Consider the following 15,612-nt stretch of genomic DNA (forward strand, 5'->3'; position numbering starts at 1 on the left):
AAGACCCGAAGTCAGTCCGTCGTAGGGTCAGACCCCCGACGGGAGGTGCTCACAAACATCATCTCTGTCCGTCGTGGCCCAGGCCGTTGCTCCCGCGGCCTCACCCATTCGCTGTTGGTTGTGGTTACCCTCGTCGCGCTGAGTGATCGCCGCGACGAGGTGAGTGGCGCGAAGTCTCGCGTCCCATCTGCTTACTGTGCGTTCCTCGCCGCTGGCGGCGCGGCCTCAGACGCTGCGGGGTCGGGGTGGGCTTGTGCCGCGGAGCCGGCAGCGGAGGCCGGGGTTTTCGGCGAGCCCTGGCGAGCCGCCGGCCGGAGCGGTGCCCGCGGGAGCATACGGTCTGCAAGTGACGCGGACGGGGGTAAATCTGGCTATTGGGGCGGATCCTCTACCTGAGTGTGCGTAGGTCCAACGTGTGCCAGGCGGTCGTTTCGTTGTTGCCGGTCGACCACCAGAGCAGCCCGCCGCGGCTCTGCACGATCCCGACGCCGTCGGCCACCACGACGACTCGCTTTTCCTTCAGGTCGTAGAGCAGCAGCTGCTGCGCGCTGATCGGCGCACTCTGGTCGCCGTTGCTCTGTGAGAGCACCTCGAACCTGTCGAGCAGCGCCACGTCGATCACGGAGGCCGTGGCCGCGCCGCCCGCGATGCGGCGGCGGTCGGTGCCGTCCGGGCGCATCAGGTCGATGCGGGAGGGGCCGTCGCCGGCGAGTACCAGCACGCGGCACCAGGCCGGGCCGCAGGTGGCCAGCTCGGTGGACGCGGCCTGCACGGTGCGGACCTGCCGGGTGTCCAGGTCGCGCAGCTGCACCGGGCCGGTCTGGCCGCTGCCGGCGCTCACCAGCCAGGGCCACGCCGACAGCGCCCAGGCGCCTGGCTCGGTGCGCACCGAGACCGGGCCGCCGGTGAGCGGCACCGAGCGGATCTCGGTCTTCGTGTCGCCCTGCGGCGAGACCGACACCCAGTGCAGGCGGCCGGCGGCGATCACCATGTCGTACTGGGAGTTGAAGAGCACCACGTCGCCGGTGTCCTCGGTGAGCATGCGGGGCGCCGCGCCGCTCGCCACGTCGGCGGCCCACATCTGGGTGCGGGCGGTGCCGTCCGCGCCGCTGACCGACTCCGTCCAGGCGACCTGGTCACCGTCGCGTACGAAGCCACCGAACTGTGGTGTGGCCTCGGCCGGCAGGCTGCGCAGCTCGCGCAGGGAGCCGTCGGCGCCGCGCAGCACGAGTCGCTGGTGGGTGCCGTCCGCGTCGGGTGCCGTGCCGAGCGAGGTCTTGGCGTCGAGGAAGTAGGCCGGGCTGTAGGACGAACCGGAGAAATCGGCGCGCTCGGCGTCCGGCCACACCTGGGCGACCGTGCGTGGCGGCTGGGGGCCGGCGGGCGGCTCGTGGTCGGGCGAGAGGGCCAGCAGCGTGCCGGCCGCCGCCAGCGCGACGCCGAGGCCGGCCAGGCCGACCGTCCGTCGAGGGCTGGGACGCCGGCCGGATCGTGGCGCGGGCACCACCGGTCGCCCGGCCGTCAAGGTCATCGGCGGGACCGGCGGCGGCGCATGGCTACCCCGGCCGCTACGGCGCCGAACAGCACCGCGGTGGCGGCGGTCGTCGGTACGGCGATCTTGGCGGCCTTGCGGCCGGTGCGGAAGTCGCGGACCTCCCAGCCCCGCTCGCGGGCCTCGGCACGCAGCGCGCTGTCCGGGTTGACGGCGACCGCGTTACCGACGATCGACAGCATCGGGATGTCGTTGGACGAGTCGCTGTACGCCGTGCAGCGGGACAGGTCGAGGCCCTCGACCGTGGCCAGCTGGAGGATCGCGTCCGCCTTCGCCGGGCCGTGCATCAGGTCGCCGACCAGCCGCCCGGTGTACGCGCCGTCTTGCACCTCGGCGACCGTGCCCACCGCGCCGGTGAGGCCGAGCCGCTCGGCGATCACCCGGCCGAGCTCGACCGGCGCCGCGCTGACCAGCCAGACCCGCTGGCCGGCGTCGAGGTGGAGCTGGGCGAGCGCCCGGGTGCCGGCCCAGATCCGCTCGGCCATCAGCTCGTCGAAGATCTCCTCGCTGAGGCGCTCCATGTCGTCGACCCGCCAGCCCTCGACGAACGCCAGCGCGGTGGCCTTGGCCTTGGACATGTCGCCGGCGTTTTCCCGGGCGAGCAGCCGGAAGCGGGCCTGCTGCCAGGCGAACCGGGCCAGGTCGCCGGTCGTCAGGTACTTACGGGAGGCGAGCCCGCGGGCGAACCAGTAGATCGAGGCGCCCTGCATCATCGTGTTGTCGACGTCGAAGAACGCGGCGGCCTCGCTGTCTGGCGGGACGGCCAGGGCCGCCTCCAGATCGGTGGCGGCCCAGCCCGCGGTGTGGCCATAGGCGTCGGTGCTGACAGTCACCTTCTTGGACTTTCCGCCGACCCTGCGGGTGCGCGCCACGCGTGGACCTCCCTCTGGCTCCCTCCTAGGGAGGGTAGCCAACAGGGTCCTGAATCACCCCTAAAGCGGAGGCCGTCCCTAGCCCAGCAGGTCACCGAGAATGCGTCCCAGGCCGTCGAGGAGACCGTCGTCGGTGCTGGACGGGCTGGGCTCCGGCTGGCCGGCCGGCGCCGAGCCACCCGGAGCGGGTGTGCCCGGTGGCTGGGTGGCTTCGCCGCCCGCGGGCTTGGCGCCGGCGCCCTCCGAACGCTCCGGCGCCGGCTTGGTGCCCTCACGCTGCGAGCTGTCCGGATCCGAGGCCGGACCCGGACGGCCCTGGCTCGGCGCCGACCAGCAGGTGCCCGGCTTCGGGCCGAGTGCGTCGGCGCCGACCGTGGCCGCGTCGCCGCACTCGAGCGTGGTGCGCAGGGCCTTGGAACGCTGGCTGACCTGGTCGAGCACGGCCAGCGACGTCACCGCCCGGTCGCGGCTCGCGGTCGGCAGGCGGTCGAGCATCTTGGTGATCTGCTGGCGCTGCCCGCTCACGAACGTGTCGACCGCGTCGAGCGGGGTCGCGTCGCGCCGGGCGATCGCCGCGCCGTGCAGCAGCTTGGCGCCCTCGCGGGTGTCGCCATCCATGTCGTCGAGCACGCCGGCGAACCCGGCCGTGTCGCGCACCGCCCCCGCCTCGGCGAGCCGCGTGCGGGCGAAGTCGAGGAAGAGCTGGCCGCGGGTGACGTCGGAGCTGGCGAGCGCGAGCTGGGCCCGCTCGGTGGAGCGCTTGACGCCGTACAGCGCGTCGCCGGGCATCGCGTTTTCGCTGGCCGCGGACATGCCGGAGACGGCGATCGCGCCGACCGCCACACCGACGATCACGGCGCCGCGGGCGCGGATCCGGCGACCGGTGAACCGTGGCCGGGTCTCCGCGGTGAAGTCGGGCTCGGGTGCCTCGACCGCGGTCGCGCCTATCCCGTCGCGCTCCGCCTTGGCCACGAGCATCGCCCGTAGGCCAGTGCGGAAGTCGGGGTCGATCTCGACCTGCGGCTTTACGGCGATCAGATGGTCGCTGACCGCGATGAGCTCGGCGAGCTCCTCGTCGGCACGGTCGCGCACGTGGTGTCGGCGTCCGCCGCCGGCCTCGTCGAGGAGCTGCGCGAAGCGCTCGGCGCGCCGGCGGTAGAAGACGTTAGTGGTCACCGCGGGCACCTCCCTTCGCTGGTCACGGCTGCGCGGCCGGCGTCCTCGCCGACCGGTGCGACGGCAGCGGATACCGCGTGATGGGCCAGGGGGGATGTCAGCGCCACCGCCGGTCGCACCAATACAAACGCAGGGTGGGCACGACCGGTTACGGGTGCGCGCGAAGCGCAATTACGAAGAGTGAGGAGGATCACGGTTGGAACCCGTCCGGCAGCAGCCGGGCGAGTGCGCGTACCGCCCGGTACTGAAGGGCCTTGATGGCCCCCTCGTTCTTACCCATCGCCTGGGCGGTCTCGGCGACGGAGAAGCCTTGCAGGAAGCGGAGGACGATGCACTCCTGCTGCTCGGGGTTGAGCTGCTTGACGGCGGTCAGCAGGGCGACGTTGGTGATGTGGTCGACGACGGCGGCCTCGGGGCTGCCCTCCGGCCCGCGGTCTTCGCGGTCGGCGTCCAGGACGTCGCCGGTCGTCACCTCGAGGCGGTAGCGGCCGGACTTGAAGTGGTCGGCGACAAGGTTGCGGGCGATCGTGACCAGCCAGGCGCCGAGGTCGCGGCCCTGCCAGGTGAAGCTGCCGATGCGCTTGAGGGCGCGCAGGAAGGTGTCGGAGGTGAGGTCTTCGGCGAGCTGGCGGTTGCCGACCCGGAAGTAGACGAACCTGAAGACGGTGTCGACGTAGCGGTCGTAGATCAGGCCGAACGCCTCGGCCTCGCCGGCCTGTGCCCGCTCGACCAGCGCCCACACCTCGGCGGCCGCGTCGGTGGGGTCGGGGCGGTCGGGGTACCTCGTCGGTGGCGTGCTGCCCCCGCTGGGTGGACCGGTCTCGACGACCGGCAACACCGCGGTGTCGGTGTCGCCACCCGACCGCGCACCCGGGTCGGCTGGGTTGTGCCCCTGCGCCGGCTGGGCCGGCATCGACGGGCGGCCCGGCGCGACGACGCGGCCGCCGACCGGCTTCGCGTTGGAGCCCGGCACGTGGCGCCCGGGAGTCTCGTTGACGTGTGGCGTCCTGTTGCGGGTGTGCCTGGTGCCCATGTCGTTCATGGCCAGGCGCAGAGTCCGCAGACCCTGGGCGAGTGCCATCTGCGCGTACAGCTCCTGGTACGTGTAGGCCGTCACTGCCCCTCCTCCGTGACCCCGCGCAGCGCCATCATCGGGCATGTGCCGGGTCTGGCGCGGTCCCCTACCAGCGGGACAGGACGCGCCATAGGGCGACACACACCCATGAGGTGCTGGTGCGGTGCGTTAACGGGCACGGCGGCCTCCTCGGGGTGAGGGGTGTCGACTCACGGCAAAAGGGGTGAGCCGACCCAGAGATAATAGGGCCAACATCACCCACGTGTGCGGAGTCCGTTACACAGAGCCGAATTATTTACCGATCGTGGGCGCATCTGTCGCACACCGTGTGCGGCGTCGGACACCCGACAGGGGTAACGGAGCCCCCGTTCGGGTGACGACCAGCGCGACACGCCGCGCGCACCCCGTTCGTGCGTCTTCGAGCCTAAGCAGGTGTACCTGACGCAGGTGCGCCCGATGTGAACATCAGACGACACCGAAGTAAGGCGCGTCACACTACCCTGTGAGCGTGCACGAACCAGCCGATGCCGACGCAACCGCCCACAACCTGGCCGACTACGTGCGCCGTGCGGCGCGTGTGGGTGCCGACCGGCCGGCGCTGGTCTGGCGCGGCGAGACCGTTACCTGGGGCGAGCTCGACGCCAGGGTGGACAAGGCGGCCCGCGGCCTGGGCGCGCTCGTCGTCGGCCGAGACACCATGGGACACCCGGCGCGGGTGGCGATCGCACTGCACAACACACCCGACTTCGCGGTCGCGCTCTTCGGCGCGCTGCGGGCCGGGCTCGCCGCGGTGCCGATCAACCCGGAGTACACCGCCCGCGAGCTGCGCCATGTCCTCGCCGACTCGGCCGCCGCCGCGCTCGTCTGCACCGAGCAGGTCCGCGACACGATCGACGGGATCCGGGGCGAGCTGCCCGCGCTCTCGGCGGTACACGTGGAGATGTCGGACCTGGACGGCCCGCCGCCGGCCGGCGAGTCCGGCGGTGAAGACCTGGCCGTGCTCCTCTACACCTCGGGCACGGAGGGCAGCCCGAAGGGCGCGATGCTGTCCCACCGCGCGCTGATCGCCAACCACGTGCAGGTCGCGCGCGTGCCTTCGGTCGTCGGGCCGGATGACGTGCTGCTGCTGGCCGTGCCACTGTTCCACGCCTACGGGCTCAACTCGGGGCTCGGCGCGGTGGCCTTCCACGCCGCGTGCGGCGTGCTGGTGGAGCGGTTCGACCCGGCCGCCACGCTGGAGACCATCGACCGCCACGCGGTCACGGCCGTGGTCGGCGTCCCCTCGATGTACGCGGGCTGGGCGGCGCGGCCCGAGCTGGGCGGCGCGTTCGGCTCGGTGCGGCTGGTGGTGTGCGGCGCCGCGCCGCTCGAGCCGGCCACCGCGGCGCACATCGCCGACGCGACCGGACGCCAGGTCTTCGTCGGGTACGGGCTGACCGAGACCGCGCCCGTGCTCACCTCGACGATGCTGAGCGGCGCGCCGAAGATCGGCTCGATCGGGCAGCCGATCCCGGGCGTGGAGCTGCGGCTGGTGGCCGCCGACGGCGGTGACATCTGGCGCGACGGCACGGTCGACCCCGACGCCGAAGACGAGCTGCTGGTCGAGCTGGAGTCGCCGGGCACCGACCCCGGCGAGATCGTGGTGCGCGGCGCCAACCTCTTCTCCGGGTACTGGCCGGACGGGCGCGACGGGCCGGGCAGCGAGGGCTGGTGGGCGACCGGCGACGTGGCCTACGCGGACGCCGACGGCGACCTCTTCCTCGTCGACCGCCTGGGTGAGCTGATCCTGGTCTCCGGGTTCAACGTCTACCCTCACGAGGTGGAGTTGGTGATCCAGGCCTGCCCCGGCGTGGCCGAGGCCGCCGTGCTCGGCGCGCCGCACCCGCAAACCGGTCAGACGGTGAAGGCGTACGTGGTGCGTGAGCCGGGCAGCGAGCTGACCGTGGCCGAGCTTCAGCGGCACTGCGAGCGCAACCTGGCCCGGTTCAAGAGCCCGACCGCGATCGAGTTCGTGCCGTCGCTGCCGCACTCGCCGACCGGCAAGGTGCGCAAGACGTTGCTGCGCTCGGAGGCCGTCCAGTGAGCGATGCCCGGCTGACGCTGATCACGCGTTCCGGCTGCCATCTCTGCGACGTCGCCAAGGAGGCGATCGAGCGGGTCGCGGCCGCCACCGGCGAGCGCTGGGTCGAGGTCGACGTGGAGTCCGACCGCGAGCTTGAAGCGGAGTACGGCGACCGCGTGCCGGTGACCCTGCTCGACGGCAAGGAGCACGGCTACTGGCGGGTGGAGGAAGAACGCCTTCTCCGCGATCTGCGGGCCGCCCAGTAAAGTTTCCGGGTGACGAGAGCGCACCTGGTGTGGGATTGGAATGGCACTCTTCTCGATGATCTTCCGCTGGTCGTCTCCTCGACGAACGCGGTGTTCGCCAGCCTCTCCGGGCCGGCGCTGAGCGCCGAGGCACACCGCCTCGCCTTCCGCCGGCCGGTCGCCGAGTTCTACGCCGACGTGCTGGGGCGGGCGCTCGAAGAGGGCGAGTTCGGCCGGCTCGACAAGATCTTCCACGACGCGTACCGGCTGGGCCTGACCACGTGCGGGCTGGCTGCCGACGCCCAGGCCGCCATGACCAGTTGGTCCGGCACGCAGTCGCTGCTCTCCATGTGGTTTCACGACGAGCTCGTACCCGAGGTCGAGCGGCGCGGCCTCACCGCCCTGCTGGCCCGGATCGACGGGCTGCGGGGCACGGTCGGTGGCGACCTCAAGGCCGAGCACCTCGCCCGCCACCTGGCTGAGCTGGGCGTGGAGGGCTCGACGGCGGTGCTGATCGGCGACTCGGTCGACGACGCCGACGCGGCCGCCTCGGTCGGCGCCCGCTGCGTGCTCTACACCGGCGGCTTCACCGACCCGGCCCGGCTGCGCGCGGTCGGCGTACCGGTGGCCGACTCCCTCGTGGAAGCCGTGCGCCTCGCGGCGGCCGCCTAGATGGTGTAGTAGGGAAAGCCCTACCGCCAAGAGGCCAGCCGACGGGATGGGAGCCAGCCAGCCCGATGCCTAGCGTCGATGACATGACCACCACCGCACTCACGAGCGCCAGCGCACAGCCGAGCGCCCGCCGTCCCATGCTCCGCCAACTGGCGGCCGACACCGGCTATGTACTGCTGGGCTTCCCGATCGCGGTGGCCTCGTTCGTCGTGCTGATCACCGGGCTGGCCCTCGGTACCGGGCTCGGCATCACCGTCATCGGCCTGCCGATCCTGGCCGGCGCGCTGTACGCGGCCCGCGGGTTCGCCGACATCGAGCGGCTGCGCATGCCGCTCGTACTGCGCCAGGACCGGGTCCGGCCGCAGTACCGGAGCGCCGAGGAGGGCGCCGGCGTGTGGCGTCGCGTGATCACGCCGATCGTCGACGCCCAGTCCTGGCTCGACCTGGCCCACGGCATCGTCAAGTTCCCGGTCACGGTCTTCTCGTTCTGCGTCACGGTCACCTGGTGGGCCGGCACGATCGGCGGCCTCACCTACTGGTCGTACGCCTGGGCGATCCCCAACGGCCCGGACGACCAGGATCTTGCCGAGCTGCTCGGCCTCGGCGACTCGATCGGCGCCCGCATCGCCATGTACACCGCGTTCGGCCTGTTCTTCCTGATCACGCTGCCGGTCGTCGTGCGGGGGTGCGCGGTGCTGGAGGCGAGCTTCGGCAAGGCGCTGCTGACCGGCGTGGCCGAGATGCGCAACCGGATCACGGTGCTGGAGGAGCAGAAGCGGGCGGCCGTCTCCGCCGAGGCCAACGCGCTGCGCCGCCTCGAGCGCGACATCCACGACGGCCCGCAGCAGCGGCTCGTGCGGCTGGCCATGGACCTGGGCCGGGCGCAGCAGCAGATGGAGACCGACCCCGAGGCGGCCCGGCGCACGCTCGACGAGGCGCTCAGCCAGACCCGCGACACGCTCGCCGAGCTCCGGGCGCTCTCCCGGGGCATCGCGCCGCCGATCCTCGTCGACCGGGGCCTGCCGAGCGCGCTCGCCGCGCTGGCCGCCCGCGGCGTGATCCCGGTCGACCTCACCATCGACCCCAAGCTGGGCCGGCTGGAGCCGTCGGTGGAGACCACGGCGTACTTCGTGGTGGCCGAGGCGCTCACCAACGTGGCCAAGCACAGCGGCGCCACCGAGTGCTGGGTGGTCGTCTCCCGGGCGGGCGACCACCTGAAGATCGACATCATCGACGACGGCGACGGTGGCGCGCACGTCTCCAAGGGGCACGGCCTGGCCGGCATCGCCGACCGGCTGACCGCGAACGGCGGCAGGCTCGACGTGCTCAGCCCGGTGGGCGGCCCGACCGAGGTACGCGCCGAGTTGCCATGCTGACTGGCGACAAGCTAGAAAGCCCCATGCGCGTCGTGATCGCCGATGACGCGGTCCTCCTCCGGGAGGGCCTCGTCCGGCTGCTGACCGAAAACGGGCACGAGGTCGTCGCCGCGGTGGGCGACGGAGACAGCCTCGTCGCGGCGATCGAGGAGCACCGGCCGGACATCTCGATCGTCGACGTGCGCATGCCGCCCAATCACACCGACGAGGGACTGCGCGCGGCGGTGACCGCCCGCGCGCGGGTGCCGCGCACGCCCATCCTGGTGCTCTCCCAGTACGTCGAGGTGTCGTACGCCGACGACCTGCTCGCCGACCGGGCCGGCGCGGTCGGTTATCTGCTCAAGGACCGGGTGGCCGCGATCGCGGAGTTCCTCGACGCGGTCGGCCGGGTCGCCTCCGGTGGCACCGTGCTCGACCCCGAGGTGGTGAGCCAGCTGCTGGTGCGGCGGCGCCGCGACGACCCGCTGCGCGAGCTGACTCCGCGCGAGCGGGAGGTGCTGGCGCTGATGGCGGAGGGCCGGTCGAACACAGCAATCGCGAGGATTCTCGTGGTGAGTGATGGTGCGGTAGAAAAGCATGTACGCAACATCTTCACCAAGCTTCAACTGCCGCCCGACGAGGAGCAGCACCGGCGCGTATTGGCGGTGCTGGCGTACCTCGGCGGCTGAGTCGCTTGATCAAGATCGCGATTTGTGCACGACTTCACAAGCGCCTAGTCTGTTAGTTCGTAGCGCCCCGCTAGCACAGGCCTCCAAGCCTGTCGACGGTGGGTTCCCCACGGAGCACGGAGTCACATGAGTCAGCAGCGCCCCGGCGGTCAGTCCGGGCAGCCCGGTGCGGTCCCGGCCCTTCCGGACCTGCCCGAGGCCACGGTGGCCCGCCTTCCGGAGTACCTCCGTGCACTGCACAACCTCGCCGAGTCCGGCCACGACACCGTTTCCAGCGAGGGCCTGGCCAGCGCCGCGGGGGTCAACTCGGCCAAGCTGCGCAAAGACCTGTCACACCTGGGTTCATACGGGACGCGTGGTGTCGGTTACGACGTGGCCCTGCTGATCGAGCAGATCGAGTATGTGTTGGGTCTCACGCAGCGTCGCGCGGTGGCGCTCGTCGGCGTGGGTAACCTCGGTCACGCTCTTGCGGGCTACGCCGGCTTCGCCACCCGTGGATTCCGCATCGCCGCCCTTTTCGACGCCGACCCCTCGCGGGTTGGTGAGCGGATAAACGGGCTGGTCGTGCGCCATATCGAAGACCTCGCGGAGATCGCCGCCGCCGAGTCGATCGCCATTGGCGTGATCGCCACTCCGGCCGGTGCCGCGCAAAGCGTCGCCGACCAGCTGGTCGCCGCGGGCGTGACGAGCATTCTCAACTTCGCTCCTTGCGTACTCTCGGTACCCGAGGGGGTCGACGTCCGCAAGGTCGATCTCGCGATCGAGCTCCAGATCCTCTCGTTCCACGAGCACCGCAAGGCATCGCTCACCTCTCTGCCGGCCACCGGCCCCACGGGTGGCCTGACGGCGCTGCCGGGTGGGCTCTCCGCTACCGGGACGGAGGAGGCGGTCGGCACGTGAACCTCATCGTCGTAGGCGCGTCGTACCGTACTGCGCCGGTCTCGATCCTCGAGCAGATCGCCGTCGCGCCGGCCGGCCTCGCCACCGTTCTCGACCGGCTCCTCGCCCAGGCGTACGTGAGCGAGGCGGTCGTGCTCTCCACGTGCAACCGCGTAGAGGTGTACGCGGCGGTCAACGGCTTCCACGGCGGCCTCACCGAGATCTGCTCGGTGCTCGGCGAGCAGGCTGGGCGCACCGCCAACGAGCTGGCCGAGCACCTGTACGTGCACTATGACGCCGCCGCCGTGCGGCACGCCTTCCGGGTGGCGAGCGGGCTCGACTCGATGGTCGTCGGCGAGGCGCAGATCCTGGGCCAGCTCCGCGAGGCCTACCAGGCGGCGATCGACCACGATAGCGCCGGCCGGCTGCTCCACGAGCTTATGCAGCAGGCGCTGCGGGTCGGCAAGCGGGCACACACCGAGACCGGCATCGACCGCGCCGGCCAGAGCGTGGTGACCGCCGCGCTCGGCGTGGCCGCGTCCGCGCTCGCCGACGACCACGAGTGCCTGCTCGGCATCGACTGCGAGCACCCGGCCGCCGACCTGGCCGGCCGCCCGGCGCTGGTGATCGGTGCGGGCGCGATGGGCTCGCTCTCGCTGGCCACGCTCGCCCGTTCCGGTGCCGGCCCGCTGACCGTGACCAACCGCCGCGCCGAGCGGGCCGAGCGGCTCGCGACGGCGTATGGCGCGACCGCCGTGCCCTTCGCCGACCTGCCCGCCGCGATGTCCGCGGTCGACGTCGTGGCCACCGCCACCGCCTCGACCGAGCACGTGTTGACCCGCGAGGCGGTGGCCCGCGCGGTCGAGGGGCGTGACCAGCCGCTGGTCATCCTCGACCTCGCCGTGCCGCGCGACGTCGAGCCGGCCGCGGCCGAGGTGCCGGGCGTCGTGGTGATCGACATCGACCGCCTCGCCGCCAGCCTGCGCACCGGCCCCGCCGCCGCCGACGAGGCCGCGGTCGAGGCGATCGTGGCCGCCGAGGTCGATGCGTTCCTCGGCTGGATGCGCGGCGCCGACGTCGCACCCACCGTCGCCGCGCTGCGCACCCGCGCCGACGACGTGGTCACCGCCGAGCTGCGCCGGCTGTCCCAGCGCCGCCCCGACCTGAGCGACGAGCAGCGCGCAGACGTGGCGCACACCGTGCACCGCGTCGTGCAGCGGCTGCTCCACTCGCCGACCGTCCGCGTGCGCCAGCTCGCCGCCGAGCCGGGTGGCGACCAGTACACGGCACTGCTGCGCGAGCTCTTCGACCTCGAGGTGCCGCGCAGCGCCCAGGCCGGCGAGGTGCCCGATCTGGAGGAGCTGTGACCTTGCGGCTAGGCACCCGGGGCAGCGCGCTCGCCCTGGCCCAGTCCCACCACGTCGCCGACGCCCTGCGCGCGGCGACCGGGCGTGACGTCGAGCTGGTCGAGATCGTGACCGCCGGCGACCAGTCGAGCGCACCGGTGCAGCAGCTCGGCGTGGGCGTCTTCGTGTCCGCCCTGCGCGACGCGCTGACCGCCAAGGAGATCGACTTCGCGGTCCACTCCTACAAGGACCTGCCCACCGCACCCGCCGGCGGTCTGCACATCGCGGCCGTACCACCGCGGGAGGACCCGCGCGACGCGCTCGTGGCCAGCGAAGGTCGCACGCTCGCGGAGCTGCCGCCAGGCGCCCGCATCGGCACCGGCGCGCTGCGCCGGATGGCGCAGCTGCGCGCGCTCGGGCTCCAGCTGGAGGTCGTGCCGATCCGGGGCAACGTCGACACCCGGCTGCGCAAGGTCAGCAGCGGCGAGCTCGACGCCGTCGTGCTGGCCCGTGCCGGCATCGCCCGCCTCGGCCGCACCGCCGAGATCACCGAGACCCTCGATCCGATGCTGATGCTGCCCGCCCCGGCTCAGGGTGCGCTGGCCGTGGAGTGCCGGATCGACGACGAAGACCTGGTCGAGCTGCTGGGGAGGCTCGACCACGCATCGACCCGCGCCGCGGTAACCGCGGAGCGGTCGATGCTGGCCACACTGGAGGCCGGGTGCAGTGCTCCGGTGGCCGCCTTCGCCGAGGTCGCCGAGGGCGACAGCGGTGAAGAGATCTACTTGCGCGGTGCGGTGATCAGCCCGGATGGCACCCGAGACATCCGCCTGTCCCGCACCGGTACGCCCGCCGCCGCGGCGGAGATCGGACGGGCTCTCGCCGCCGATCTCGTCGAGAGCGGCGCCGAGACCCTACTTGGGAGCACAGAAAATGAGTCGCACCCGTAAGCCCGCAGGCCGGATTGCCTTCGTCGGGGCCGGTCCCGGCGACCCCGGCCTGCTGACCCGCCGGGCGCACGCCGCGCTTACCGAGGCCGACCAGGTCGTGTACGACCGCGGCGTCTCCGAGCCGCTGCTCGACGCGATCCGGGCGGAAGCCAAAAGCGACACCCAGTTCAGCCCGGCCGAGGGGGCGCCGGGCGACGTGGCCAAGGTGCTGCTCTCCGCGGCCCGTTCCGGCCTGCAAGCGGTACACCTTGTCGCCGGCGACCCGTTCGGCCACGACTCGGTCGTCAAGGAGGTGCAGGCGGTCGCGCGTACCGCCGTGCACTTCGAGGTAGTGCCCGGCGTGGGCCAGGCCGAGGGCGTCGCCACCTACGCGGGTGTCCCGCTGCCCGGCGTCCGCACGGCCGCCGACGTCGACGACGTGTCCACGTTGGACTTCGAGGCGCTCGCCGCCGGCATCGCCCGCGGTTCGCTCGCACTCGCGGTCGACGCGGGTGACCTCGCCGCCGTACGCGACGGCCTGCTCGCCGCCGGGGTGGACGGCGAGACTGCGGTCGGCGTGACCGGCGACGGCACCGGCGAGACGCAGTACACCACTTCGTCCACCGTGGACAGCTTCGTGGCTGCCGCGCTCGGCTTCACCGGCCGCGTCGTGCTCACCCTGGGCCAGGGCGTCGCCCACCGCGACAAGCTGAGCTGGTGGGAAAACCGCCCGCTGTACGGGTGGAAGGTGCTCGTGCCCCGCACCAAGGAGCAGGCCGGCGTGATGAGCGAGGCACTGCGCGCCTACGGGGCGATCCCGTGCGAGGTGCCGACGATCGCGGTCGAGCCACCGCGCACACCGGCCCAGATGGAGCGGGCGGTCAAGGGCCTCGTCGACGGCCGCTACGCCTGGGTGATCTTCACCTCGGTCAACGCGGTGCGCGCCGTATGGGAGAAGTTCGCCGAGCACGGCCTGGACGCCCGCCACTTCGGCGGTGTAAAGATCGCCTGCATCGGCGAGGCGACGGCCGACGCGGTGCGCGCGTTCGGCATCCAGCCCGAGCTCGTGCCAACGGGCGAGCAGTCGAGCGAGGGCCTGCTGGCCGAGTTCTCGCCGCACGACGAGGTGCTCGACCCGGTCGGCCGCGTGCTGCTGCCGCGCGCCGACATCGCCACCGAGACGCTGGCGGCAGGCCTGGGCGAGCGCGGGTGGGAGGTCGACGACGTCACCGCCTACCGCACGGTGCGCGCCGCCCCGCCGCCCGCCGAGATCAGGGACGCCATTAAATCGGGCGGCTTCGATGCGGTCCTCTTCACGTCGTCCTCTACCGTGCGTAACCTGGTGGGTATCGCAGGCAAGCCGCACACCCGCACCGTGGTCGCCGTGATCGGCCCGAAGACGGCTGAGACGGCGACGGAGTTCGGCCTCCGGGTCGACGTCCAGCCCGCTCACGCGTCCGTGCCAGACCTTGTCGAGGCCCTCGCCGGATACGCCGTGGAGTTGCGCGAAAAGCTGGCCGCCATGCCAGCCAAACAGCGCCGCGGCTCGAAGGTGCAGGGACCCACAGCGCTGAGGTTCCGCTGATGCCTTTCCCTGACGTACGGCTGCGGCGGCTTCGCCGCACGCCCGCCATCCGCCGGCTGGTCGAGGAGACCAGGCTGGCCCCGTCCGAGCTGATCCTCCCGATGTTCGTCAAGGAGGGTCTGACCGAGCCGCGCCCGATCGCCTCCATGCCCGGCGTCGTGCAACACTCCCGCGACTCGCTGCGCAAGGCCGCGGTCGAGGTGGCCCAGGCCGGCCTGGGCGGCATCATGCTCTTCGGCGTGCCCGCCACCGAGTCCAAGGACGAGACCGGCTCGGCCGGCACCGACCCCGACGGCATCCTCAACGTCGCGCTGCGTGACGTGGCCGCCGAGGTCGGCGACGCCACCGTCGTGATGAGCGACCTGTGCCTCGACGAGTTCACCTCGCACGGCCACTGCGGCGTGCTGGCGCCGGACGGCTCGGTCGACAACGACGCCACGCTCGCCATCTACGCCGAGATGGCGGTCGCACAGGCAGCCGCGGGTGCGGCCGTCGTCGGCACCTCCGGCATGATGGACGGCCAGGTCGGCGTGGCCCGCAAGGCGCTGGACGCGGCCGGCTACCAGCAGGTGGCGATCCTCGCGTATGCCGCCAAGTACGCCTCGGCGTTCTACGGCCCCTTCCGCGAGGCGGTGGAGTCTTCGCTGGTCGGCGACCGTCGCACCTACCAGCAAGACCCGCCCAACCTGCGCGAGGCCCTGCGCGAGGTCGCCCTCGATGTCGAAGAGGGCGCCGACATCGTGATGGTCAAGCCCGCCCTGCCGTACCTCGACGTGATCGCCGCCGTCCACGCGACCTTCGACGTGCCGGTAGCCGCCTACCAGATCTCCGGCGAGTACGCGATGGTCGAGGTGGCCGCCGCCAACGGCTGGCTCGACCGCGACCGCGCGATGCTGGAGACGCTGACCTCGATCCGGCGGGCCGGCGCCCAGATCATCCTTACCTACTGGGCCCTCGACGCGGCCGCCGCCCTCCGCGCCCGCTACTAGGCCGGACACCGCTCAGGCTGCTGCGCGCCGCAAGGCGCCACCTGCCCGCGGGGGCGGGGTGCTTGTTCCAACCGCATTTGCTCTGCTCCCCCATAGGAAGCGGTGACAAGGCCCCGGACGGCCTTCCGGCGGACCATCTGCCGCCGACCGCCTTTGCTCTGCTGCCCTGTAGGAAGCAGGAGGGTG

14 protein-coding genes are annotated in these 15,612 nt (G+C 72.3%); 10 read left to right on the forward strand and 4 right to left on the reverse strand.

The window, feature by feature from the left end:
* Nucleotides 1-388: 388 nt before the first annotated feature.
* The 4 genes from ACTMTJ_RS30230 to ACTMTJ_RS30245 all read right to left on the reverse strand — a co-directional run bounded on the left by ACTMTJ_RS30230 (nt 389) and on the right by ACTMTJ_RS30245 (nt 4,642).
* Nucleotides 389-1,531 (reverse strand): hypothetical protein, encoded by a 1,143-nt coding sequence (locus ACTMTJ_RS30230; RefSeq protein ID WP_441221892.1) that lies wholly within the window; start codon nt 1,529-1,531, stop codon nt 389-391.
* Nucleotides 1,528-2,424 (reverse strand): HAD family hydrolase, encoded by an 897-nt coding sequence (locus tag ACTMTJ_RS30235; protein ID WP_441221894.1) that lies wholly within the window; start codon nt 2,422-2,424, stop codon nt 1,528-1,530. Before ACTMTJ_RS30235 ends, ACTMTJ_RS30230 begins: the two co-directional genes overlap by 4 nt.
* Nucleotides 2,425-2,502: 78 nt before the next feature.
* Nucleotides 2,503-3,600, reverse strand: a complete 1,098-nt coding sequence (locus tag ACTMTJ_RS30240; protein ID WP_441221896.1) for a DUF5667 domain-containing protein — start codon at nt 3,598-3,600, stop codon at nt 2,503-2,505.
* A 190-nt stretch (nt 3,601-3,790) separates the two neighbouring features.
* A complete protein-coding gene (locus ACTMTJ_RS30245; protein ID WP_441222252.1) occupies nt 3,791-4,642 on the reverse strand; it encodes an ECF subfamily RNA polymerase sigma factor, BldN family in 852 nt (283 codons plus the stop codon).
* Between the two features lie 541 nt (nt 4,643-5,183).
* On the opposite strand from ACTMTJ_RS30245, the gene ACTMTJ_RS30250 reads away from it, so the two are divergent.
* From ACTMTJ_RS30250 to hemB, 10 genes are all read left to right on the forward strand, one after another.
* Nucleotides 5,184-6,758: an AMP-binding protein gene (locus ACTMTJ_RS30250; protein ID WP_441221898.1), complete on the forward strand. Its 1,575-nt coding sequence runs from the start codon at nt 5,184-5,186 to the stop codon at nt 6,756-6,758.
* Entirely contained in the window at nt 6,755-7,003 is a 249-nt protein-coding gene (locus tag ACTMTJ_RS30255) for a glutaredoxin family protein (RefSeq protein WP_441221899.1), read from the forward strand. The genes ACTMTJ_RS30250 and ACTMTJ_RS30255 overlap by 4 nt, the downstream gene beginning before the upstream one ends.
* Nucleotides 7,004-7,012: 9 nt before the next feature.
* Entirely contained in the window at nt 7,013-7,654 is a 642-nt protein-coding gene (locus tag ACTMTJ_RS30260; RefSeq protein WP_441221901.1) for an HAD family hydrolase, read from the forward strand.
* Between the two features lie 83 nt (nt 7,655-7,737).
* Nucleotides 7,738-9,030, forward strand: coding sequence for a sensor histidine kinase (locus ACTMTJ_RS30265; protein ID WP_441221903.1), 1,293 nt, complete (start codon nt 7,738-7,740; stop codon nt 9,028-9,030).
* Nucleotides 9,031-9,053: 23 nt separating this feature from the next.
* The gene (locus ACTMTJ_RS30270; RefSeq protein WP_441221905.1) at nt 9,054-9,698 is read left to right on the forward strand and encodes a response regulator transcription factor; all 645 of its coding nucleotides are present in this window, start codon (nt 9,054-9,056) and stop codon (nt 9,696-9,698) included.
* 126 nt (nt 9,699-9,824) lie between these two features.
* Nucleotides 9,825-10,598 (forward strand): redox-sensing transcriptional repressor Rex, encoded by a 774-nt coding sequence (locus ACTMTJ_RS30275; RefSeq protein WP_441221907.1) that lies wholly within the window; start codon nt 9,825-9,827, stop codon nt 10,596-10,598.
* Nucleotides 10,595-11,944, forward strand: a complete 1,350-nt coding sequence (locus ACTMTJ_RS30280) for a glutamyl-tRNA reductase (protein WP_441221909.1) — start codon at nt 10,595-10,597, stop codon at nt 11,942-11,944. The genes ACTMTJ_RS30275 and ACTMTJ_RS30280 overlap by 4 nt, the downstream gene beginning before the upstream one ends.
* On the forward strand, nt 11,941-12,873 hold the full coding sequence (gene hemC / locus ACTMTJ_RS30285) for a hydroxymethylbilane synthase (RefSeq protein ID WP_441221911.1): 933 nt from the start codon (nt 11,941-11,943) through the stop codon (nt 12,871-12,873). Before ACTMTJ_RS30280 ends, hemC begins: the two co-directional genes overlap by 4 nt.
* Nucleotides 12,857-14,437: a uroporphyrinogen-III synthase gene (locus ACTMTJ_RS30290; protein ID WP_441221913.1), complete on the forward strand. Its 1,581-nt coding sequence runs from the start codon at nt 12,857-12,859 to the stop codon at nt 14,435-14,437. The genes hemC and ACTMTJ_RS30290 overlap by 17 nt, the downstream gene beginning before the upstream one ends.
* Nucleotides 14,437-15,426, forward strand: coding sequence for a porphobilinogen synthase (gene hemB / locus ACTMTJ_RS30295; RefSeq protein WP_441221915.1), 990 nt, complete (start codon nt 14,437-14,439; stop codon nt 15,424-15,426). The genes ACTMTJ_RS30290 and hemB overlap by 1 nt, the downstream gene beginning before the upstream one ends.
* The last annotated feature ends 186 nt before the right edge of the window (nt 15,427-15,612 follow it).

This window comes from Phytohabitans sp. LJ34 (genome assembly GCF_052068095.1).
In the GTDB taxonomy this organism is placed as follows: Bacteria; Actinomycetota; Actinomycetes; order Mycobacteriales; family Micromonosporaceae; genus Phytohabitans.